We start from the raw sequence: 23278 nt of genomic DNA, 5'->3' as shown, positions 1-23278 counted from the left end.
AATGAGGTGATTTATGTTTCTTAGCGTCATTACTGTCGCTTTTCGTAATTACGAAGGGGTGGTAAAAACCTGGCGCTCGCTGCGCAACCTGGCGCGCGATCCAAGCCTCACCTTTGAGTGGATTGTGGTCGACGGCGGCTCGAACGATGGCACGGCAGAGTTTCTGGAAAAACTCAACGGTGAGTTCAACTTACGCTACATCAGCGAGAAAGATAAAGGCATCTACGATGCAATGAACAAAGGCATTAACATGGCGCAAGGCCGTTATGCCATCTTCCTGAATTCGGGTGATATCTTCCATGACGACGTGGCGCTGTTTGCCCGCCAGCTGGCGCGCCAGAAAGAAGACGCCATGTATATTGGCGATGCGCTGCTTGATTTTGGCGACGGACATAAAGTGTGCCGCAGCGCGAAGCCGGGCTGGTATATCTACCACAGCTTACCGGCCAGCCATCAGGCCATTTTCTTCCCGGTAAAAGGTCTGAAAAAACAGCCTTACGATTTGCAGTATAAAGTGTCTTCCGATTATGCGCTGGCCGCCAGTCTGTATAAGTCAGGTTACCCGTTCCGCCGAATTAAAGGGCTGGTATCTGAATTTTCAATGGGTGGTGTGTCAACCTCGAATAATCTGGAGTTGTGCCAGGACGCCAAAAACGTGCAGCGTAAAATATTACGCGTGCCGGGATTCTGGGCGGAATTATCTTATTTTTTACGCGTGCGTACCACGAGTAAAACGAAAGCCTTATATAACAAAGCCTGAATATAAGGAAACGTAATGCAGGATCTGAACGGTTTCTCCGTACCGAAAGGTTTTCGGGGGGCGGGCGGTATTAAAGTGCAGCTATGGTGGGCGGTTCAGGCCACCCTATTTGCCTGGTCACCGCAAATACTGTACCGCTGGCGAGCATTTTTATTGCGTCTGTTTGGCGCAAAAATAGGAAAAAACGTAGTCATTCGTCCTTCGGTGAAAATTACCTATCCCTGGAAATTAACGCTTGGGGATTACGCCTGGGTAGGGGATGACGCGGTGTTATATACCCTGGGCGAGATTACGATTGGCGCGAATTCGGTGGTTTCACAGAAATGTTATTTGTGCACCGGCAGCCACGACTTTATGAGTCAGCATTTTGATATTACCGCTTCGCCTATTGTGATCGGTGAAAAATGCTGGCTGGCAACGGATGTTTTTGTTGCACCGGGTGTTTCTGTTGGCGATGGCACGGTAGTCGGTGCCCGCAGCAGCGTTTTTAAATCGCTACCGGCAAATAAAATTTGTCGTGGCAACCCCGCAGTGGTGATACGCGAACGCGTTGAAACTGATTAAATTCATAAGTAGAGGAATATAAACATGTCTAAAGTCGCTCTCATCACCGGCGTTACCGGGCAGGATGGTTCTTACCTGGCAGAGTTACTGCTGGAAAAAGGTTATGAAGTACACGGTATTAAACGTCGTGCGTCTTCATTTAACACCGAACGTGTCGATCATATTTATCAGGATCCTCACGCGGCGAACCCGAAATTCCACCTGCACTACGGCGACCTGACCGATACCTCCAACCTGACCCGTATCCTGCAGGAAGTGCAGCCGGATGAAGTGTACAACCTGGGCGCGATGAGCCACGTTGCGGTCTCCTTCGAATCCCCGGAATACACCGCTGACGTGGACGCCATGGGTACCCTGCGTCTGCTGGAAGCGATCCGCTTCCTGGGTCTTGAGAAGAAAACCCGTTTCTACCAGGCATCCACCTCTGAGCTGTACGGCCTGGTGCAGGAAATCCCACAGAAAGAGACCACGCCGTTCTACCCACGTTCTCCGTACGCGGTAGCGAAACTGTACGCCTACTGGATCACCGTGAACTACCGTGAATCCTACGGCATGTACGCCTGTAACGGCATTCTGTTCAACCACGAATCTCCACGTCGCGGCGAAACCTTCGTGACCCGCAAAATCACCCGCGCTATCGCCAACATTGCGCAGGGTCTGGAATCGTGCCTGCACCTCGGCAACATGGACTCCCTGCGTGACTGGGGCCATGCCAAAGACTACGTGAAAATGCAGTGGATGATGCTGCAGCAGGAACAGCCAGAAGACTTCGTGATCGCCACCGGCGTGCAGTACTCCGTTCGTCAGTTCGTTGAAATGGCTGCCGCTCAATTGGGCATCAAGCTGCGCTTCGAAGGCACCGGCGTGGAAGAGAAGGGCATCGTGGTTTCCGTGACCGGCCACGACGCACCGGGCGTGAAGCCAGGCGACGTGATTGTGCAGGTTGACCCACGCTACTTCCGTCCTGCTGAAGTGGAAACCCTGCTGGGCGACCCAACCAAAGCGCACGAGAAGCTGGGCTGGAAACCAGAAACCACTCTGCAGGAGATGGTTTCCGAGATGGTAGCCAAAGATCTTGAAGCAGCGAAAAAACACTCCCTGCTCAAATCTCATGGCTACGAGGTTGCCATCGCGCTGGAGTCCTGAGAATGACAAAACAACGTATTTTTGTCGCCGGTCATCGCGGAATGGTGGGTTCCGCGATTGTTCGCCAGCTCGAACAGCGCGGTGACGTCGAAGTGGTTGTCCGCACGCGCGACGAGCTGAACCTGCTCGACAGCCGTGCGGTACAGGACTTCTTTGCAAACGAACGTATTGACCAGGTGTATCTGGCGGCGGCGAAGGTGGGCGGCATTGTTGCCAACAACACTTACCCGGCGGATTTCATCTACGAAAACATGATGATTGAGAGCAACATCATTCACGCGGCGCATCTGCACAACGTGAACAAGCTGCTGTTCCTCGGCTCATCCTGTATTTATCCGAAAATGGCAAAACAGCCGATCGCCGAAAGCGAGCTGCTGCAGGGTACCCTGGAAGCCACCAACGAGCCGTACGCGATTGCCAAAATTGCCGGGATCAAGCTGTGCGAGTCCTACAACCGTCAGTACAACCGCGACTATCGCTCGGTAATGCCGACCAACCTGTACGGACCGCACGACAACTTCCACCCGAGCAATTCGCACGTGATCCCGGCGCTGCTGCGCCGCTTCCACGAGGCGACCGCGGAGAACGCGCCGGATGTGGTGGTGTGGGGCAGCGGTACGCCGATGCGCGAATTCCTGCACGTGGACGACATGGCTGCGGCCAGCATTCACGTGATGGAGCTGGATCGCGAGGTGTGGCAGGAGAACACCGAGCCGATGCTGTCGCACATCAACGTGGGCACCGGCGTGGACTGCACCATTCGCGAGCTGGCGCAGACCATCACGCAGGTGGTGGGCTACAAAGGCCGCGTGGTGTTTGACGCCACGAAACCGGACGGCACGCCGCGCAAACTGCTGGACGTGACCCGTCTGCATCAGCTGGGCTGGTATCACGAGGTGTCACTGGAGCAGGGGCTGGCCAGCACCTATCAGTGGTTCCTGGAAAACCAGCACCGCTTCCGGGGGTAACGATGTTTTTAAGTCAGGAAGATTTTGCCACGGTAGTGCGTTCCACTCCGCTCATCTCAATTGATTTGATCGTGGAGAACGAACGCGGCGAGTTCTTGCTGGGGAAACGAACCAACCGTCCTGCACAGGGCTTCTGGTTCGTGCCCGGCGGGCGCGTGCAAAAGGATGAGACGCTGACCGATGCGTTTGAGCGTCTCACTCTGGCGGAACTGGGCCTGCAGTTGCCGATGGCAGCGGGCCAGTTTTACGGGGTCTGGCAGCACTTCTATGACGATAACTTTTCGGGCACCGGGTTCTCCACGCACTACATCGTGCTGGGGTTCCGCCTGAAGGTGAGTGAGGCAGACCTGCGTCTGCCTGATTCTCAGCATGACGACTACCGCTGGCAGACGCCAGAGGCGCTGCTGGCGAGCGACAATGTGCATGACAACAGCCGTGCCTATTTCCTCGCTGAACGTCAGTCCGGGGTGCCGGGCTTATGAAGATCCTCGTATACGGAATCAACTACTCGCCGGAATTAACCGGCATCGGGAAATACACCGGCGAGATGGTCGAGTGGATGGCGAGCCAGGGACATGACGTGCGGGTCATTACCGCGCCGCCGTACTACCCGGAGTGGAAAGTGGGGGAGCGCTACTCAAGCTGGCGCTACCGTCGCGAAGAGGGTGCAGCAACCGTCTGGCGCTGCCCGCTGTATGTGCCTAAGCAGCCCTCGACGCTGAAGCGCTTGATTCATCTCGGCAGCTTTGCCCTGAGCAGCTTCTTCCCGCTGATGGCGCAGCGTCGCTGGAAGCCGGATCGCATTATCGGCGTGGTGCCGACGCTGTTTTGCACGCCGGGCATGCGCCTGCTGGGCAAACTCTCCGGCGCGCGCACCCTGCTGCACATTCAGGATTATGAAGTGGACGCCATGCTGGGCCTGGGGATGGCAGGCAAAAGCAAAGGCGGCAAGGTGGCGAAGCTCGCCAGCGCGTTTGAGCGCAGTGGCTTACACAACGTGGACTACGTCTCAACGATCTCGCGCTCCATGATGAACAAAGCGCAGGAGAAAGGCGTTCCGGCGGAGAAGGTGATCTTCTTCCCGAACTGGTCCGAAGTGGCGCGTTTTCGCGACGTGACTGAGCAAGACGCTCAGGCGCTGCGCGCGCAGCTCGGTTTGCCTGAAGATCAAAAAATCATTCTTTACTCAGGCAATATCGGCGAAAAGCAGGGGCTGGAGAGCGTGATCGAGGCGGCTCAACTGCTGAACGAACATCCATGGATGTTTGTGATTGTCGGGCAGGGCGGTGGAAAAGCGCGGCTGGAAAAAATGGTCAGCGTTCGCGGCCTGACCAACGTGAAATTCTTCCCGCTTCAGTCTTACGAGGCATTGCCTGCGCTGCTGAAGATGGGCGACTGCCATCTGGTGGTGCAAAAGCGCGGCGCGGCGGACGCGGTGCTGCCGTCCAAGCTGACCAACATTCTGGCCGTGGGCGGTAACGCGGTGATTACGGCCGAAGCCGAAACTGAATTAGGCCAGCTGTGTGACAGCTATCCGGGGATTGCGGTGTGCGTAGAGCCGGAATCGGTTCCGGCGCTGGTCACCGGCATTGAACAGGCACTTGCCATGCCAAAAGTGAACACGGTGGCACGTGAATATGCCGAACGCACGCTCGAGAAAGAGAACGTGCTGAGCCAATTTATTGCAGATATACGGGGATAAATCATGAGTCAAACCACTTTGTATCCGGTTGTGATGGCTGGTGGCTCTGGTAGCCGGTTGTGGCCGCTGTCCCGCGTGCTCTATCCAAAACAGTTCCTCTGCCTGAAAGGGGATCTCACCATGCTGCAGACGACGGTAAACCGTCTCCACGGCGTGGAGTGTGAAAGCCCGGTGGTGATCTGTAACGAACAGCACCGCTTTATTGTTGCCGAGCAGCTGCGCCAGCTGAACAAACTCACAGAAAATATCATCCTGGAGCCTGCCGGACGCAATACCGCACCGGCTATCGCCCTGGCGGCGCTGGCGGCAAAACGCAGCAGCCCGGACTGTGACCCGCTGATGCTGGTCCTGGCGGCAGACCACGTGATCCAGCAGGAAGAGGCCTTCCGCGACGCGGTGCGTGCGGCCATTCCTTACGCTGAGAGCGGCAAGCTGGTGACCTTCGGCATCGTGCCGGATCTGCCGGAAACCGGCTACGGCTACATTCGTCGCGGCAACGTGACGCCGGGTGAAGGCGACAGCGTGGCGTTTGACGTGGCGCAGTTCGTTGAAAAACCGAATCTGGAAACCGCGCAGGCGTATGTCGCCAGCGGGGAATATTACTGGAACAGTGGGATGTTCCTGTTCCGCGCCGGACGCTATCTGGAAGAGCTGCGCAAATATCGCCCGGATATTCTGAGCGCCTGCGAGAAAGCGATGGCGGTGGTGGATCCGGATCTCGACTTCATCCGCGTGGATGAAGAGGCCTTCCTCGCCTGTCCGGAAGAATCCATTGACTATGCGGTAATGGAACGCACGGCTGACGCCGTCGTGGTACCGATGGATGCGGGCTGGAGCGATGTTGGATCCTGGTCCTCCCTGTGGGAGATCAGCGCCCATACCCCGGAGGGTAACGTCCATCACGGCGATGTCATTAGCCACAAAACGGAAAACAGCTACGTCTACGCCGAGTCCGGCCTGGTCACCACGGTTGGAGTAAAAGATCTTGTTGTGGTCCAGACCAAAGACGCCGTGCTGATTGCCGACCGTAACGCCGTGCAGGACGTTAAAAAAGTGGTGGAGAAGATCAAGGCGGATGGCCGTCACGAGCACCATATTCATCGCGAAGTCTACCGTCCGTGGGGCAAATATGACTCCATTGACGCCGGTGACCGCTATCAGGTGAAACGCATCACCGTGAAGCCGGGCGAGGGGCTGTCGGTGCAGATGCACCATCACCGCGCCGAGCACTGGGTGGTGGTCGCGGGTACCGCCAAAGTCACCATCGACGGTGAAGTGAAACTGCTGGGCGAAAACGAGTCCATCTATATTCCGCTGGGGGCGACGCACTGTCTGGAGAACCCGGGGAAAATTCCTCTCGACTTAATTGAGGTGCGCTCCGGCTCGTATCTGGAAGAAGACGATATCGTGCGCTTCCAGGACCGCTACGGGCGAGTGTAGCTCTCTGCATCATGCCCGGTGGCGCTGCGCTTACCGGGCCTACGAATGACAAAAAAATTAATTTGGCCATTTAGTGGTCAGGACCGACTGTTGCCTGAAAAAGGGGTCATCATGGATAAATTAACCTGTTTTAAAGCCTACGATATTCGCGGCAAGCTGGGCGAAGAGCTGAATGAAGACATTGCGTGGCGCATTGGCCGCGCGTACGGCGAATACTTAAAACCGCAGACCATCGTGCTGGGCGGTGACGTGCGTCTGACCAGTGAATCCCTCAAGCTGGCGCTGGCGAAAGGGCTGCAGGACGCGGGCGTGGACGTGCTGGACATCGGTCTTTCCGGAACCGAAGAGATTTACTTTGCCACCTTCCACCTGGGCGTGGACGGCGGTATTGAAGTGACGGCCAGCCACAATCCGATGGATTACAACGGCATGAAGCTGGTGCGCAAGGGCGCCCGTCCTATCAGCGGCGACACCGGCCTGCGTGATGTGCAGCGTCTGGCGGAAGCCAACGATTTCCCGCCGGTGAACGAGGCGAAGCGCGGCAGCTACAAAAAAATCAACCTGCAGAAAGAGTACATCGACCACCTGCTGGGCTACATCAACGTGGCAAACCTGAAGCCGCTGAAGCTGGTGATTAACTCCGGCAACGGCGCGGCTGGCCCGGTTGTCGATGCCCTTGAAGCGCGCTTTAAAGCACTGAACGTGCCGGTGACCTTCGTCAAAGTGCACAACACCCCGGACGGCAACTTCCCGAACGGTATTCCTAACCCGCTGCTGCCGGAGTGCCGCGACGACACCCGCAACGCGGTGATTGAACACGGCGCGGACATGGGTATCGCCTTTGACGGCGATTTTGACCGCTGCTTCCTGTTCGACGAGAAAGGGCAGTTCATCGAGGGCTACTACATTGTCGGCCTGCTGGCGGAAGCGTTCCTCGAGAAAAACCCTGGCGCGAAGATCATTCATGACCCGCGTCTCTCCTGGAACACCGTCGACGTGGTGTCTGCCGCAGGCGGCACGCCGGTGATGTCCAAAACCGGTCACGCCTTCATCAAAGAGCGCATGCGCGAAGAAGACGCCATCTACGGCGGCGAGATGAGCGCCCACCACTACTTCCGTGACTTTGCCTACTGCGACAGCGGGATGATCCCGTGGCTGCTGGTGACTGAACTGCTGTGCCTGAAGGGGAAAACCCTGGGCGAGCTGGTGCGCGACCGTATGGCGGCGTTCCCGGCGAGCGGAGAGATCAACAGCAAGCTGGCACAGCCTGCCGAGGCGATTGCCCGCGTGGAGCAGCACTTTGCCATCCACGCGCTGGAAATTGACCGTACTGACGGCATCAGCATGGCGTTCCCGCAGTGGCGCTTTAACCTGCGCTCGTCCAATACCGAGCCGGTGGTGCGCCTGAACGTGGAGTCCCGCGCTGACACCGCGCTCATGGAAGCCCGAACGAAGGACATTCTGGCGCTGTTGAATCAGTAATAACTGCCCCTCCCGGTGGGAGGGGGAACCGAATACAGGAACAACGATGACGAATCTAAAAAAACGCGAACGAGCGAGAACGAATGCATCGTTAATCTCTATGGTGCAGCGTTTTTCTGATATCACCATCATGGTCGGTGGATTGTGGGCGGTGTGTCGGATCAGCGGGCTGCCGTTCTTATATATGCATCTGCTGATGGCCCTGATTGCGCTGGTCGTGTTTCAAATGATCGGCGGTATGACCGATTTCTACCGCTCGTGGCGCGGCGTCAAAATGACCACTGAACTGATGCTGCTGCTGCAGAACTGGACCCTGAGCCTGATCTTCAGCGCAGGCCTGGTGGCATTTAGCCATGATTTTGATAATCGCCTCGTGACCTATCTGAGCTGGTATCTGTTGACCAGCGTCGGCATGGTGGTGTGCCGTTCCCTGATCCGCTTTGGCGCGGGTTGGCTGCGCAACCGGGGCTATAACCGTCGCTTCGTGGCGGTGGCAGGCGATCTGCCGGTTGGGAAAGTGCTGCTCGACAGCTTCCGCAAAGAGCCGTGGTTAGGCTTTGAAGTGGTCGGGATTTATCACGACGCAAAGCCTGGCGGCGTGCCTGCCGACTGGGCGGGCAACTACGATCAGCTGATTGACGATGCCAAAGCCGGCAAAATTCACAACGTCTACATCGCCATGCAGATGAAAGACGAATCCCGCATTAAGCAGCTGATGCGCGAGCTGGCGGATACCACCTGTTCAGTGATCCTGATCCCGGACGTGTTTACCTTCAACATTCTTCACTCCCGTATTGAAGAGGTGAACGGGGTGCCGGTCGTACCGCTGTACGACACGCCGCTGTCCGGTATTAACCGCGTGCTGAAGCGTCTGGAAGATATCGTGCTCTCTTCGCTGATTTTGCTGCTCATCTCCCCGGTGCTGTGCTGCATTGCCCTCGCGGTGAAGCTGAGCTCGCCAGGACCGGTTATCTTCCGTCAGACCCGCTACGGCATGGACGGTAAGCCGATTATGGTGTGGAAATTCCGCTCCATGAAGGTGATGGAGAACGACAAAGTCGTGACCCAGGCCACGCAGAACGATCCGCGCGTCACCCGCGTGGGGAACTTCCTGCGCCGCACCTCGCTGGACGAGCTGCCGCAGTTTATCAACGTCTTTACCGGCGGGATGTCGATTGTTGGCCCGCGTCCGCACGCGGTGGCGCATAACGAGCAGTACCGCTCGCTGATTGAAGGCTACATGCTGCGCCATAAGGTGAAGCCGGGCATCACCGGCTGGGCGCAAATCAACGGCTGGCGTGGCGAAACCGACACGCTGGAAAAAATGGAAAAACGCATCGAGTTCGATCTGGAGTACATCCGCGAGTGGAGCCTCTGGTTCGATATCAAGATTGTTTTTCTGACCATCTTCAAAGGTTTCGTGAACAAAGCGGCGTACTAAGATGAGCTTACGTGAAAAAACCATCAGCGGCGCCAAGTGGTCAGCGATGGCGACCATCGTCATCATTGGCCTGGGGCTGGTGCAGATGACGGTGCTGGCGCGCATTATAGATAATCACCAGTTCGGCCTGCTGACCGTCTCGCTGGTGATCATTGCGCTGGCCGATACGCTGTCTGACTTTGGTATCGCCAACTCGATTATCCAGCGCAAAGAGATCAGCCATCTTGAGCTGACCACCCTCTACTGGCTGAACGTGGGGCTGGGGATTTTCGTGTTTGTGCTGGTGTTCCTGCTGAGCGATACCATCGCCAGCGTGCTGCACAACCCGGATCTCGCCCCGCTGATGCGTACGCTGTCGTTTGCGTTCGTGGTGATCCCCCACGGGCAACAGTTCCGCGCGCTGATGCAGAAAGAGCTGGAGTTCAACAAGATCGGCATGATCGAGACCAGCGCCGTGCTGGCGGGCTTTACCTTTACCGTCGTGAGCGCCCATTTCTGGCCGCTGGCGATGACCGCCATCCTCGGTTACCTGGTGAACTCTGCCGTGCGCACGCTGCTGTTCGGCTACTTTGGGCGTAAAATTTACCGCCCGGGACTGCATTTCTCTCTTGCGTCCGTCTCGTCCAACCTGCGCTTTGGCGCGTGGCTGACGGCGGACAGCATTATCAACTACGTGAACACCAACCTCTCGACGCTGGTGCTGGCACGTATTCTCGGCGCGAGCGTGGCGGGGGGCTACAACCTGGCCTACAACGTCGCGGTGGTGCCGCCGATGAAGCTGAACCCAATAATCACCCGCGTGCTGTTCCCGGCGTTTGCCAAGATTCAGGACGACACCGAAAAGCTGCGCATTAACTTTTACAAGCTGCTTTCGGTAGTGGGGATCATCAACTTCCCGGTGCTGCTGGGGCTGATGGTGGTGTCCAGCAATTTCGTGCCGCTGGTGTTTGGCGAGAAATGGAACGGCATCATCCCGATCCTGCAGCTGCTGTGCGTGGTAGGGCTGTTGCGCTCCGTGGGGAACCCGATTGGGTCCCTGCTGATGGCAAAAGCGCGCGTGGACATCAGCTTTAAGTTCAACGTATTCAAAACTTTCCTGTTTATTCCGGCAATTATCGTCGGCGGGCACATGGCGGGCGCTATTGGCGTGACGCTGGGCTTCCTGCTGGTGCAGATCGTCAATACCGTCCTGAGCTACTTCATCATGATTAAACCGGTGCTGGGCTCCAGCTACCGTCAGTACATCCTGAGCCTGTGGCTGCCGTTCTATCTCTCATTGCCGACCCTGGCGGTGAGCTACGGCCTGGGCATTATCCTCAGCGGGCATCTGCCGCTGGCCGCGCTGCTGGCGGTGCAGGTTGCCGCGGGGGCGCTGGCCTTCGTCGTGATGATCGTACTTTCTCGCAATGCGCTGGTCGTTGAGATGAAGCGCCAGTTTTGCCGTAACGAAAAAATGAAAACGCTGCTTCGCGCAGGCTAGTTATTTAAGAGGCCATTATGAAATTATTAATTCTTGGCAACCATACCTGCGGCAACCGTGGCGACAGCGCCATCCTGCGCGGTTTACTGGATGCAATTAACACCCTTAAGCCTGAGACCGAAGTGGACGTGATGAGCCGTTATCCAGTCAGCTCATCCTGGTTACTGAACCGCCCGGTAATGGGCGACCCGCTTTACAGCCAGATGAAACAGCACAACAACGCCGCGGGCGTAATGGGGCGCGTGAAAAAAGTGCTGCGTCGTCGCTACCAGCATCAGGTGCTGCTTTCCCGGGTGACCGATACCGGCAAGCTGCGCAATATCGCCATTGCCCAGGGCTTTACGGATTTTGTCCGTCTGCTCTCCGGCTATGACGCCATTATTCAGGTCGGCGGTTCGTTCTTCGTCGATCTCTACGGCGTGCCGCAGTTTGAGCATGCGCTTTGTACGTTCATGGCGAAAAAGCCGCTGTTTATGATCGGCCACAGCGTCGGGCCTTTCCAGAATCCGCAGTTTAACCAGCTGGCGAACTATGTGTTTGGCCACTGCGATGCCCTGATCCTGCGCGAGTCGGTCAGCCTTGACATGATGAAGCGCAGCGAGATTGACACGTCGAAAGTTGAGCACGGCGTGGATACCGCCTGGCTGGTGGATCACCAGGACGACAGCTTCCAGCCGAGCTACGCGGTGCAGCACTGGCTCGGCGTTACGGCGAAACAGAAAACCGTCGCGATCACCCTGCGCGAGCTGGCGCCATTCGATAAACGTTTAGGCACGACGCAGGCGGCGTATGAGCAAGCGTTCGCCGACGTAGTGAACCGCGTGCTGGACAGCGGGTACCAGGTGCTGGCGCTGTCCACCTGTACCGGTATCGACAGCTACAACAAAGATGACCGCATGGTGGCTCTCAACCTGCGCAACCTGGTGAACGATCCGTCCCGCTATCACGTGGTGATGGACGAGCTGAACGACCTGGAGATGGGCAAACTGCTCTCCGCATGCGACCTGACCGTGGGCACCCGACTGCACTCGGCCATTATCTCCATGAACTTTGGCACGCCGGCCATCGCTATTAACTACGAGCACAAGTCCGCGGGCATTATGCAGCAGCTCGGTATGCCGGAAATGGCGGTGGATATCCGTCATCTGCTGGACGGATCGCTCGGCGCCATGGTGGGCGACACGCTCGGCCAACTGCCTGCGATCAATGAACGTCTGGCGGTGGCGGTGAAAGCCGAGCGCGAGAAGGGCATTGGGATGGTGAAATCGGTACTTGACCGCGTGCGGGAGGGGAAATGAAGGTTGGTTTCTTCTTACTGAAATTTCCGCTGTCGTCTGAGACCTTTGTTCTGAATCAAATCACCGCGTTTATCGATATGGGATATGACGTGGAGATTATCGCCCTGCAAAAGGGCGATACCCAAAACACCCACGCGGCGTATACCCAGTATGGGCTGGAGGCAAAAACCCGCTGGCTGCAGGACGAGCCGTCCGGGAAGCTGAGCAAGCTGCGCCACCGCGCCAGCCAGACCTTACGTGGGATCCATCGCGCGTCGACGTGGCGGGCGTTGAATGTTTCCCGCTATGGGTCGGAATCACGCAATTTAATTCTCTCGGCCATCTGCGGGCAAACGGCGCAGCCGTATCGTGCTGACGTGTTTATCGCCCACTTTGGCCCGGCAGGCGTGACCGCCGCGAAGTTACGCGAACTGGGCGTGATTGACGGTAAAATTGCGACCATTTTCCACGGTATCGACATCTCCAGCCGTGAAGTGCTGAACCATTATACGCCGGAGTACCAGCAGCTTTTCCGCCGCGGCGACATGATGCTGCCCATCAGCGAACTGTGGGCCGGACGCCTGAAAAGCATGGGCTGCCCGGGAGAGAAAATTGCCGTGTCGCGCATGGGCGTGGATTTAACGCGCTTTACCCGCCGTCCGGTGAAGGTGCCGGGCAAGCCGCTGCAGATCATCTCCGTCGCGCGTCTGACCGAGAAGAAAGGCCTGCATGTGGCGATTGAAGCCTGCCGCCAGCTGAAAGCGCGCGGGGTGGATTTCCACTACCGCATTCTCGGGATTGGGCCGTGGGAGCGTCGTCTGCGCACGCTGATCGAACAGTATCAGCTGGAAGATGTCGTAGAGATGCCGGGCTTCAAGCCGAGCCACGAGGTCAAGGCGATGCTCGATGAGGCAGATGTGTTCCTGCTGCCTTCCGTAACGGGAGCCGATGGCGATATGGAGGGCATTCCGGTGGCGCTGATGGAGGCGATGGCCGTCGGGATACCTGTGGTCTCGACCATTCACAGCGGGATCCCGGAGCTGATTAAGTCTGACCATTCCGGCTGGCTGGTGCCGGAGAATAACGCCATGGCGCTCGCCGATCGCTTAGCTGCCTTCAGCGATATCGACCAGCAGGCGCTGGAGCCCGTGCTCCATAATGCCCGACAAAAAGTTGAAGCCGATTTTAACCAGCAGGTGATTAACCGTCAGTTAGCCAGCCTGCTGCAAACGTTGTAACGCCGAGGATGTATGCTGAAAAAGATTACCCGACGCACCTTTGTCTCGTCTCTGTCCGTTCTGGCAGCTACGCCGCTGCTGTCGTCCCGCATTGCGCAGGCGGCGAGTGGAAGAACGGTCTCTGTTAAACAGTACAATAACAACGACTGGATCGCGGCCTTTAAGCAGGCGTTTAATGACGGGGACACGGTCGTTGTCCCTGCCGGGCTGACCTGTGAAAACATCAACACGGGTATTTTCATTCCCGACGGTAAAACGCTGCTGATCCGCGGGGCGTTAACCGGCAATGGCCGCGGCCGCTTTGTTCTGCAGGAAGGCAGCAAAGTGGTAGGCGAAGGCGCTGGCCGCACGGAGAACATTACGCTCGACGTTCGCGGCTCCAACTGCGTCATCAAAGGGCTGGCCATGAGCGGTTTTGGCCCTGTGACGCAAATCTACATCGGCGGTAAGAAACCGAGCGTGATGCGCAATCTGGTGATTGATAACATCAGCGTGAGTCAGGCCAACTACGCCATCCTGCGCCAGGGGTTCCATAACCAGGTGGACGGCGCCCGCATCACCAACAGCAAATTTAGCCATCTGCAGGGCGATGCGATCGAATGGAACGTCGCCATCAACGATCGCAATATCCTGATTTCCGACCATGTCATCGACAACATCAACTGCACTAACGGCAAGATCAACTGGGGCATCGGCATTGGCCTTGCCGGGAGCACCTACGACAACGACTACCCGGAAAAGCAAACCGTTAAGAACTTCGTGGTGGCCAACATCACCGGCAGCAACTGTCGTCAGCTGGTGCATGTGGAAAACGGGAAGCACTTTGTTATCCGCAATATTAAGGCCAAAAATATCACCCCAGACTTCAGTAAAAAGGCGGGAATAGACAACGCCACGGTGGCGATTTATGGCTGTGATAATTTCATTATTGATAATGTCGACATGGTCAACAGCGCGGGAATGTTAATCGGCTATGGGGTCATAAAAGGCGATTATTTGTCCATCCCGCAGAACTTCAAGCTCAATAATATTCATCTCGATAACCGCCAGCTCGCCTATAAATTGCGCGGAATTCAGATTTCATCCGGTAATGCGACGTCGTTTGTGGCGATTACCAATGTGGAAATGCAGCGCGCAACGCTGGAACTGCACAACAAGCCTCAGCACCTTTTCTTACGTAATATCAATGTGATGCAGGAAGCTGCCGTGGGTCCTGCCCTGAAGATCAACTTCGATCTGCGCAAAGATGTAAGAGGTAAATTTATGGCGAAAGACGAGACGCTGCTTTCGCTGGCGAACATCAAAGCTGTGAACGAGAAGGGGCAAAGCTCGGTGGATATTGACCGGGTCGACCAGCAGGTGGTGAATGTGGAAAGACTGAACTTTGCGCTGCCGCACAGATAATCGACAATAATCTGTTTTAAGACGATTCCTGGCATATAAGCGCGATCGAATCAGATTACAACTACAGAAATATGTGATGCTAAGGCGTAACATTGCTTAAGGATTACGGCAAATCATGCTGGCGAAAACAGGTTTAAGAGCTATAATTCGTCAACCATTTTAAGGTGGAAGAAATAATGATTAATTTGAAAGCAGTCATTCCGGTAGCAGGCCTGGGCATGCATATGCTGCCCGCCACAAAAGCCATTCCTAAAGAGATGCTGCCGATCGTCGATAAGCCAATGATTCAGTACATTGTCGACGAGATTGTTGCTGCAGGGATCAAAGAAATCGTCCTGGTTACGCACTCATCCAAGAATGCGGTAGAAAACCACTTCGACACCTCTTACGAACTCGAAGCGTTGCTTGAGCAGCGCGTTAAGCGTCAGCTGCTGGCGGAAGTGCAGTCTATTTGTCCGCCGGGCGTGACCATCATGAACGTGCGTCAGGCGCAGCCGCTGGGTCTGGGACACTCTATTCTTTGTGCCCGTCCGGTGGTGGGGGATAACCCGTTCATCGTTGTGCTGCCGGATATCATTATTGATAACGCGTCTGCCGATCCGCTGCGTTACAACCTGGCAGCAATGGTGGCACGTTTCAACGAAACGGGCCGTAGCCAGGTGCTGGCGAAGCGCATGAAAGGCGACCTCTCCGAGTACTCCGTAATTCAGACCAAAGAAGCGCTGGAGACGGAAGGGCAGGTGAGCCGCATCGTGGAGTTCATCGAAAAACCGGATCAGCCGCAGACGCTGGATTCGGACCTGATGGCAGTGGGTCGTTATGTTCTGAATGCCGATATCTGGGCGGAACTGGAAAAAACCGAGCCAGGCGCCTGGGATCGTATCCAGCTCACCGATGCGATTGCCGAGCTGGCGAAGAAGCAGTCTGTTGACGCGATGCTCATGACCGGCGAGAGCTATGACTGCGGTAAGAAAATGGGCTATATGCAGGCGTTCGTGAACTATGGGCTGCGCAACCTGAAGGAAGGGGCGAAGTTCAGAAACAGGATTGAGAAATTGCTGGCTAACGACTGATATTTCAGTCTCGACCTGAACAAACGGCAGTCATTATTTTGGTGTGTTGATCTCTAACCAAAATGATGACTGCCGTTTTTTGTTATAAATTAAAGGATTACATAGAGTTATCTGATTTAAATCTGGACCGCTTTGTAGCGATTTGTGCTTGTTTCTGAGGTCGTTTAGGACGACAATTAACGCCAGTTTTTTGTCTGTATCCAGACAAGAAAAATCATTTAATCAAACATCGCTCAGTGCACTGGTAGCTGTTAAGCCAGGGGCGGTAGCGTGCTCATTTTCTGAAACTGGTTATAAATTCTCAGTTTTCAGAGCGCCAGTATCCAGACATATACACTAGACGGAACAGTTAACGTGAAAATTCTTGTGACGGGCGGGGCCGGCTTTATCGGCTCAGCGGTTGTACGACATATTATTAAAAATACCCAGGACGACGTCGTCAACGTGGACAAGCTGACCTATGCCGGCAACCTTGAGTCGCTTAGTGAAGTCAGCGATAGCGACCGCTATGTTTTTGAGCATGCGGATATTTGCGATAAAGACGCCATGGATCGCATGTTCGCAAAGCATAAGCCTGATGCGGTGATGCACCTGGCCGCTGAAAGTCACGTCGATCGTTCCATTACCGGACCGGCAGCGTTTATCGAAACCAATATCGTCGGCACTTATGTGCTGCTGGAAGCCGCTCGTGCGTACTGGTCAACGTTGGATGAGCAGGCGAAGAAAGCGTTTCGTTTCCATCACATCTCTACCGACGAAGTGTATGGTGATTTACCGCATCCGGATGAGCACCCTGCGTCAACTGAGCTGCCACTCTTTACTGAGACCACGGCTTATGCGCCCAGCAGTCCGTATTCAGCATCAAAAGCCTCCAGCGATCATCTGGTTCGTGCCTGGCTGCGTACCTACGGTTTCCCGACTATTGTCACTAACTGTTCTAATAACTACGGACCGTACCATTTCCCGGAAAAACTGATCCCGCTGGTTATTCTGAATGCACTGGACGGTAAAGCTCTGCCTATTTACGGCAAGGGTGACCAGATTCGTGACTGGCTTTATGTAGAAGATCATGCTCGCGCACTCTATACCGTTGTCACTCAGGGTGAACCGGGTGAAACGTACAATATAGGTGGCCATAACGAGAAGCAGAACCTGGATGTGGTCCATACGATTTGCGATCTGCTGGATGAGATTGTGCCAAAAGAGGGGTCTTATCGCGATCAGATTACGTATGTGGCTGACCGTCCAGGTCATGACCGTCGCTATGCGATTGATGCGCATAAAATTGGCGTTGAACTGGGCTGGAAGCCTGAAGAGACATTCGAAAGCGGCATTCGTAAAACGGTGGAATGGTATTTGAGCAATCAGAATTGGGTTAACAACGTGAAAAGTGGTGCTTATAAAAGTTGGATCGAGCAGAACTACGGGGAACGTTAATAATGAATATTCTTCTGTTCGGTAAAACAGGGCAGGTGGGGTGGGAACTCCAGCGTGCGCTTGCTCCACTGGGTAACTTGATAGCGGTCGATGTGCATTCTAAGGAGTATTGCGGAGACTTTAGCAACCCTGAAGGAATCGCGGAAACGGTTCGTACAATTAAACCTGACGTTATCGTTAATGCCGCAGCGCATACGGCCGTTGATAAGGCTGAGTCAGAGCCAGATTTTGCCAGACTGCTCAACGCAACTAGCGTTGAAGCAATAGCCAAAGAAGCCGCCAAAATAGACGCATGGGTTGTTCATTACTCAACTGACTATGTATTCCCCGGTGACGGTGAAAAGCCTTGGCATGAAACAGACTTGACTGCTCCGCTGAATGTGTACGGTGAGACAAAGCTTGAAGGTGAAAAGGCATTGCAGGCGCATTGTCCTAAGCATCTTATTTTCCGTACCAGTTGGGTATATGCTGGGAAGGGCAATAATTTTGCTAAAACGATGTTGAAGCTCGCAAAAGAGCGTCAGGAACTCTCCGTAATCAACGATCAAGTTGGTGCCCCAACCGGCGCTGAGTTGTTAGCAGACTGCACAGCGCATGCTATTCGTGTCGCAATGATAAAGCCTGAAGTTGCTGGCCTCTACCATCTGGTCGCGTCAAATACGACAACCTGGTATGATTATGCGGCACTGGTCTTTGATGAGGCCAGAAAAGCAGATATTGAGTTGGCTATTGAAAAGCTTAATGCTGTTCCAACGTCGGCTTATCCAACTCCTGCACGTCGACCGCATAATTCACGCTTGAACACAGAGAAGTTTCAGACGAATTTTGGTCTTGTACTTCCTTCCTGGGATATTGGCGTAAAACGGATGCTTACCGAGCTTTTTTCGGCACAATCAATTTAATGAGATAAATGCTCTTATATGGGCATTTGGTTTTTTATAGAGAAAAAATGATGGCTACGCGTAAAGGTATTATTCTTGCCGGTGGTTCTGGCACTCGTCTGTACCCTGTGACCATGGCGGTGAGTAAACAATTACTGCCTATTTATGACAAACCAATGATTTATTATCCACTCTCAACACTCATGCTGGCAGGGATAAAAGATATTCTTATTATCAGCACTCCACAAGATACACCACGTTTTGAACAATTGCTTGGGGATGGCAGCCAGTGGGGGCTGAATCTACAATATAAAGTACAGCCTAGTCCAGATGGCTTGGCGCAGGCGTTTATCATCGGTGAAGAGTTTATCGGCGAAGACAGTTGCGCTTTGGTATTGGGTGACAATATCTTCTACGGACATGACCTGCCGAAGCAACTTGAAGCCGCAGTAAATAAAGACGAAGGTGCTACAGTCTTTGCCTATCATGTTAACGATCCTGAGCGCTATGGCGTGGTGGAGTTTGATAAGAGCGGCACCGCAATTAGTCTGGAAGAAAAACCTTTAGAGCCTAAGAGTAACTATGCCGTTACCGGACTCTACTTCTATGATAATGATGTAGTAGAAATAGCGAAAAGCCTGAAGCCATCAGCACGTGGTGAGCTGGAAATTACCGATATTAATCGTATTTACCTGGAGCAAGGGCGCCTGTCTGTTGCGATGATGGGGCGTGGGTATGCGTGGCTTGATACAGGAACTCATCAAAGTCTGATCGAAGCAAGTAACTTTATCTCGACAATAGAAGAACGTCAGGGACTCAAGGTATCCTGTCCGGAAGAGATCGCTTTCCGTAAAGGCTTTATTAATTCTGATCAGGTTAAAAAACTGGCGGCACCGCTCGCTAAAAATGCTTATGGTCAGTACCTGCTAAAAATGATTAAAGGTTACTAAGCAATGAACGTGATTAAAACCGCTATTCCTGACGTGCTGATTTTTGAACCGAAGGTATTTGGCGACGATCGTGGCTTCTTTTACGAAAGTTTTAACCATCGTGTTTTTGAAGAGACAGTAGGCCGCCAGGTAGAGTTTGTCCAGGATAATCATTCGAAATCCAGTAAAGGGGTTCTACGCGGACTGCACTATCAGTTGGCTCCGCACGCGCAGGGTAAACTGGTTCGTTGTATTATAGGCGAAGTCTTTGATATTGCAGTAGATATCCGTAAATCGTCAACAACCTTCGGTCAGTGGATAGGAGTAAATCTCTCTGCTGAAAACAAACGCCAGCTCTGGATCCCAGAAGGTTTTGCACACGGTTTTCTGGTGCTGAGCGAGACGGCGGAGTTTGTCTACAAGACCACGGACTATTACCAGCCGCAGTTGGAGCGCGCCGTAAGCTACAACGATCCGCAACTCAACATTCAGTGGCCGTTTAATGTCAATCTCAAGCTCTCGCCCAAGGACGAAGCCGCTCCACAGCTGAATTCTATTCCGGTGAATGAGCTTTTTATATGAGCATAATTAAGAATAGCATCTGGAACTTGGTGGGATACGTAATCCCGTCGCTTGTCGCTATACCCGCTCTGGGCTATATGGCACACAAACTAGGGCCTGAACTTTTTGGTATCTACACCATCGCAATCGCGGTGGTAGGATATGCAGGCATTTTCGATATGGGATTGACTCGCGCAATTACCCGGGAAATTGCTATTTATCGAAATAACAGCGCTGAACGGAAAAAAATCATTGCCAGCGCTACCGTATTCCTATTGGCGCTAAGTACGCTAGGAGGATGTCTGGTACTGATCTTCTCTGCTTCTATAGTGCATTTTCTCAACATAACAGCTGCTGATTTTGTCGATATCAACAACTCCTTTAAGTTACTGGCACTGACAATCCCGATATTTTTACTGAATCAGCTATGGATAGCCATTCTTGAGGGCGATGAAAAGTTTAAAGCAGTTAATATTCAAAAGTCATTTAGCAGCACATTCATTGCTGGAATGCCTGCGCTATTTGTCATCTTTGATGGAACGCTTCTCTCAGCGATAGCAGGGCTGCTTATTTCTCGCATCATTTCGTTGCTGATAGCCTTTCTGCTGGTACGTAACGAAATAGTTCAGTCAGGAATGCGCCTCGACCTCGTCACTTTTAAACGGCTAATTTTTTTTGGCGGCTGGATCACGGTCAGTAACATTATCAGTCCAGCGATGGTCTATTTTGATCGTTTTATCATTTCAAATATGTTGGGCGCCAGGCATGTTGCTTACTACTCTGGACCTTCGGAAGCCATTGCCCGTTTGGGGATCTTGCCTGCCGCAGTAGGCAGGGCAATCTTCCCAAAATTAAGCTGCGCGGGACATAAAGATGAATTAAAAAGGAATATGACAGTCTCCTGGCTACTGATGTTTGCCGTCTGCGCGCCGGTAGTGATTATCGGAATAGTATTTGCAGAAAACATTTTACATCTGTGGTTAGGCACAAGCTACGCGGCACATTCAAAGAATATTTTGATTATCTTACTGGTAGGTTTCTTGTTTAACGCGCTTGCTCAGGTTCCCTTTACGGCAATCCAGTCTGCAGGTAAAGCTAAAATTACTGCTTTGCTCCACTGTGTTGAGATTATACCCTACTTTGTAATGCTCTATTTTTTTGTACAGCATTATGGGCTGATTGGTGTTGCATTTGCCTGGAGTATTAGGGTCATCGTGGACTGGTTAATTCTGACGATTATTAGCCAAAGCTTGCTGAAACGACAACTGTGCACAATTTAATTCTAAACGTAAAAACTGGCAATGCTGCCGCTGGATTTATTTACAGATAAAATATAACTATGAAAGTTAATATTATTGTTGCTCTTTATTACCCCCACTATTATGAAAAAGTGAGAAAAGAGATCTTCTCTATTTTTGCTAATGAGCATTTTCATATTTTATTTGTAGATAATAGTGGTAAGCTGATCCCTGAAAATGAGCCTGCAGCGAATGTACAGTGGCTCAAGGGCAGCAATGTAGCCGGAGAATTCTCTGCATGGGATGAAGGCTACACTCTTCTTACGGGTGATGGAACAATAGACAATGATGATATCATTTTGTTTATGAATGATACTTTCTGTCACCATCGCTTCTTTACCTTCTATGATAGAATGCTCTACCGCAAGGCGGTTGCACACTGTACCGTGAATGGTTTCTATGGCGAGTTAAACAGTACCAGAACAGCATTTACCATCAATCAGTTGCCGTTAACCGCATGGATCTCTTCCTACGTATTTCTGAGTCGAAGAGAAAATATCGATAAGCTTATGCCTTTAAATAATGTACAGACAATAGATGATCAAGAATTTGTACAGATCAACGACGGTCTTAAACAGCGTAGGGTTAATGTGTCTTTCTTCTCGGAAAATCTCAATCAGCATCTTAGCCATTGGCTTTTCCCTATAAACAGAAATGGTTGGTACAATGCGGGTAAAAGCTCTCCAGCAATTCTACTATTTAAGCTCAAAGCCATTATAAATGAAAAGCTGTTGAGCCATAAGGCACTGATAAATGGTCTCACTGTAAACGATATCTATCAGGGTAAACTAAACAGAATTTATAACTCGCTGCGCAACAGGCTCTACACTTTTTGCAAGCGCCATAAATTAGTATAAATGGCATTAATTCATGAATACCAATATGAATGGAATTGAAATAAGCGCTCCGGGTAGAGGAAAGTATGTATTTGCATCAATGTGCTTAATGATAATTCTCCTGTCGATGACCCTGAACGATTTACCGGTGCAGGCGTTTTTAGGCATGCTGGGTGCTAGTCCAATGTGGGCAGCGTCAGCGGTTATCTTTATACTATTTCTTATTCAAAATAAATTTCGTCTGTACTTAGATAAGTACAGCCGACTTTTTATGTTCTATTTTTTGCTGACGTTTTGCATCTCGCTTATCCAGTGTGTCTGGTACTATATCGTTGAAGGGACTATATTAAATTCTTACGGAGTGTCTGTACTCAGTAAGCATATCTTTGCCTCTTCTTATTATTTTTTCTATTTTTTGACTGTTTATTGTGCAGGCTATGTTCTACGCTCCGTAAGCGGAACGTTTTTGAGCAAAACGGTTATTTTAATCGCGTTTATTATGACATTGATTATTGTTATAGAATTCGTTGCGCCTGATGTGCTTGCACCGTTCCACCTTAGCATGGAAGGCTATGGTGTGGGATCGCGACAGCGGTTGCTCTCGCCCGAACCGTCAATAGCCGCTTTTACGTTTAATATATTTTTACTGCTGGCGATTACCCTCAGCAAAGTTAACCTGGTCAGACTCATTCTTTGGGGGGCGCTGCTAGCGGGTAACATGTTGATTGGCTCAAAGTCCTCATTGGTGCTGATCATGTTTGGCGGACTGCTGGTATTCTATTTCAACATGACGTTAATTCAGAAATTAAAATCACTGTTTGCACTCATACCGATTGCAGGGATAGTCATTTATACTATTATTCATACAGTGCTTCCTGCGTTGATGGTTGATATTCAAAATTTCACCAGCGTTAGCACACGGCTGATCACCTCGCTATGGGCCGTCTGTAGTTTATTCTACTATCCCCTTGGTGAGGGGTATGGTACCTACACTGCATGGTTCGTGCACCCACTAGAGGCAGCGATCAGCATAGGCAATAATCTGGCTCCGTTTTCGCTTAATCTGTCCGAAATTAATGATATGATCGATACAGGTAATTATCTTTCGGCAAAATCAGGTATTCTCTTTTCAGTTATTCATAGCGGCTTTATGGCTGTCATTTTCTACTTTATTGTTTTTAGAAATGCTTTTCGGGACGTTCAGGAGACTAATGCAGGTTACTACCAAAAAATATTGCTGCGGATAACGCTTTGGTACTCGCTGCTATCAATTTTGTTCGCTGTTAATATAGAGGTTTTATATGCGTTTCTATTGCCTTTTATTGTCGTAAATTATCTAAAACAAATTCATAGACGGTAAA

General features: G+C 52.6%; 21 protein-coding genes. All 21 read left to right on the top strand.

Annotation, left to right across the window (positions count from 1 at the left end; genetic code table 11):
* Window positions 1-13: 13 nt before the first annotated feature.
* The 21 genes from wcaE to ACEPLT_RS14660 all read left to right on the top strand — a co-directional run bounded on the left by wcaE (window position 14) and on the right by ACEPLT_RS14660 (window position 23277).
* Window positions 14-760, top strand: a complete 747-nt coding sequence (gene wcaE, locus ACEPLT_RS14760; RefSeq protein ID WP_008499420.1) for a colanic acid biosynthesis glycosyltransferase WcaE — start codon at window positions 14-16, stop codon at window positions 758-760.
* Between the two features lie 15 nt (window positions 761-775).
* Window positions 776-1324, top strand: coding sequence for a colanic acid biosynthesis acetyltransferase WcaF (wcaF, locus tag ACEPLT_RS14755; protein WP_008499422.1), 549 nt, complete (start codon window positions 776-778; stop codon window positions 1322-1324).
* Between the two features lie 24 nt (window positions 1325-1348).
* Window positions 1349-2470: a GDP-mannose 4,6-dehydratase gene (gmd, locus tag ACEPLT_RS14750; RefSeq protein ID WP_003863514.1), complete on the top strand. Its 1122-nt coding sequence runs from the start codon at window positions 1349-1351 to the stop codon at window positions 2468-2470.
* Window positions 2471-2472: 2 nt separating this feature from the next.
* Window positions 2473-3438: a GDP-L-fucose synthase gene (fcl, locus tag ACEPLT_RS14745; RefSeq protein WP_032675167.1), complete on the top strand. Its 966-nt coding sequence runs from the start codon at window positions 2473-2475 to the stop codon at window positions 3436-3438.
* 2 nt (window positions 3439-3440) lie between these two features.
* The gene (locus tag ACEPLT_RS14740; RefSeq protein WP_008499425.1) at window positions 3441-3920 is read left to right on the top strand and encodes a GDP-mannose mannosyl hydrolase; all 480 of its coding nucleotides are present in this window, start codon (window positions 3441-3443) and stop codon (window positions 3918-3920) included.
* Window positions 3917-5140 (top strand): colanic acid biosynthesis fucosyltransferase WcaI, encoded by a 1224-nt coding sequence (gene wcaI, locus ACEPLT_RS14735; protein WP_032652672.1) that lies wholly within the window; start codon window positions 3917-3919, stop codon window positions 5138-5140. Before ACEPLT_RS14740 ends, wcaI begins: the two co-directional genes overlap by 4 nt.
* 3 nt (window positions 5141-5143) lie before the next feature.
* Window positions 5144-6580: a mannose-1-phosphate guanyltransferase gene (cpsB, locus tag ACEPLT_RS14730; protein WP_021241455.1), complete on the top strand. Its 1437-nt coding sequence runs from the start codon at window positions 5144-5146 to the stop codon at window positions 6578-6580.
* Between the two features lie 111 nt (window positions 6581-6691).
* Window positions 6692-8062, top strand: coding sequence for a colanic acid biosynthesis phosphomannomutase CpsG (gene cpsG / locus ACEPLT_RS14725; RefSeq protein ID WP_032622651.1), 1371 nt, complete (start codon window positions 6692-6694; stop codon window positions 8060-8062).
* A gap of 46 nt (window positions 8063-8108) precedes the next feature.
* Window positions 8109-9503 carry an undecaprenyl-phosphate glucose phosphotransferase gene (gene wcaJ, locus ACEPLT_RS14720; protein ID WP_008499429.1) on the top strand — a complete coding sequence of 465 codons (1395 nt, stop codon included), beginning with the start codon at window positions 8109-8111 and terminating at the stop codon, window positions 9501-9503.
* 1 nt (window position 9504) lies between these two features.
* Window positions 9505-10983, top strand: a complete 1479-nt coding sequence (wzxC, locus tag ACEPLT_RS14715) for a colanic acid undecaprenyl disphosphate flippase WzxC (protein ID WP_032652667.1) — start codon at window positions 9505-9507, stop codon at window positions 10981-10983.
* Window positions 10984-11000: 17 nt separating this feature from the next.
* Window positions 11001-12281, top strand: a complete 1281-nt coding sequence (gene wcaK, locus ACEPLT_RS14710) for a colanic acid biosynthesis pyruvyl transferase WcaK (RefSeq protein WP_232928718.1) — start codon at window positions 11001-11003, stop codon at window positions 12279-12281.
* Complete coding sequence (gene wcaL / locus ACEPLT_RS14705; RefSeq protein WP_008499432.1) at window positions 12278-13498, top strand: colanic acid biosynthesis glycosyltransferase WcaL; 1221 nt, start codon at window positions 12278-12280, stop codon at window positions 13496-13498. The genes wcaK and wcaL overlap by 4 nt, the downstream gene beginning before the upstream one ends.
* Before the next feature lie 12 nt (window positions 13499-13510).
* Window positions 13511-14902: a colanic acid biosynthesis protein WcaM gene (gene wcaM / locus ACEPLT_RS14700; RefSeq protein WP_032675160.1), complete on the top strand. Its 1392-nt coding sequence runs from the start codon at window positions 13511-13513 to the stop codon at window positions 14900-14902.
* 176 nt (window positions 14903-15078) lie between these two features.
* On the top strand, window positions 15079-15975 hold the full coding sequence (galF, locus tag ACEPLT_RS14695) for a GalU regulator GalF (RefSeq protein ID WP_032652665.1): 897 nt from the start codon (window positions 15079-15081) through the stop codon (window positions 15973-15975).
* Between the two features lie 354 nt (window positions 15976-16329).
* Window positions 16330-17412: a dTDP-glucose 4,6-dehydratase gene (gene rfbB, locus ACEPLT_RS14690; protein ID WP_032652663.1), complete on the top strand. Its 1083-nt coding sequence runs from the start codon at window positions 16330-16332 to the stop codon at window positions 17410-17412.
* A gap of 2 nt (window positions 17413-17414) precedes the next feature.
* Window positions 17415-18314: a dTDP-4-dehydrorhamnose reductase gene (rfbD, locus tag ACEPLT_RS14685; RefSeq protein WP_032652661.1), complete on the top strand. Its 900-nt coding sequence runs from the start codon at window positions 17415-17417 to the stop codon at window positions 18312-18314.
* Between the two features lie 50 nt (window positions 18315-18364).
* The gene (gene rfbA, locus ACEPLT_RS14680; protein WP_032655542.1) at window positions 18365-19243 is read left to right on the top strand and encodes a glucose-1-phosphate thymidylyltransferase RfbA; all 879 of its coding nucleotides are present in this window, start codon (window positions 18365-18367) and stop codon (window positions 19241-19243) included.
* Between the two features lie 3 nt (window positions 19244-19246).
* Entirely contained in the window at window positions 19247-19804 is a 558-nt protein-coding gene (rfbC, locus tag ACEPLT_RS14675) for a dTDP-4-dehydrorhamnose 3,5-epimerase (protein ID WP_032652659.1), read from the top strand.
* Window positions 19805-19833: 29 nt separating this feature from the next.
* A complete protein-coding gene (locus ACEPLT_RS14670; RefSeq protein ID WP_277592208.1) occupies window positions 19834-21063 on the top strand; it encodes a flippase in 1230 nt (409 codons plus the stop codon).
* 59 nt (window positions 21064-21122) lie between these two features.
* Window positions 21123-21938, top strand: coding sequence for a hypothetical protein (locus tag ACEPLT_RS14665; protein WP_032652655.1), 816 nt, complete (start codon window positions 21123-21125; stop codon window positions 21936-21938).
* 25 nt (window positions 21939-21963) lie between these two features.
* Window positions 21964-23277: a hypothetical protein gene (locus ACEPLT_RS14660; protein WP_086538317.1), complete on the top strand. Its 1314-nt coding sequence runs from the start codon at window positions 21964-21966 to the stop codon at window positions 23275-23277.
* The last annotated feature ends 1 nt before the right edge of the window (window position 23278 follow it).

Source organism: Enterobacter sp. fkY84-1 (genome assembly GCF_052974705.1).
Note: the sequence above shows the minus strand (reverse complement) of the source record. Positions and strands in the feature narration are given on the sequence as shown.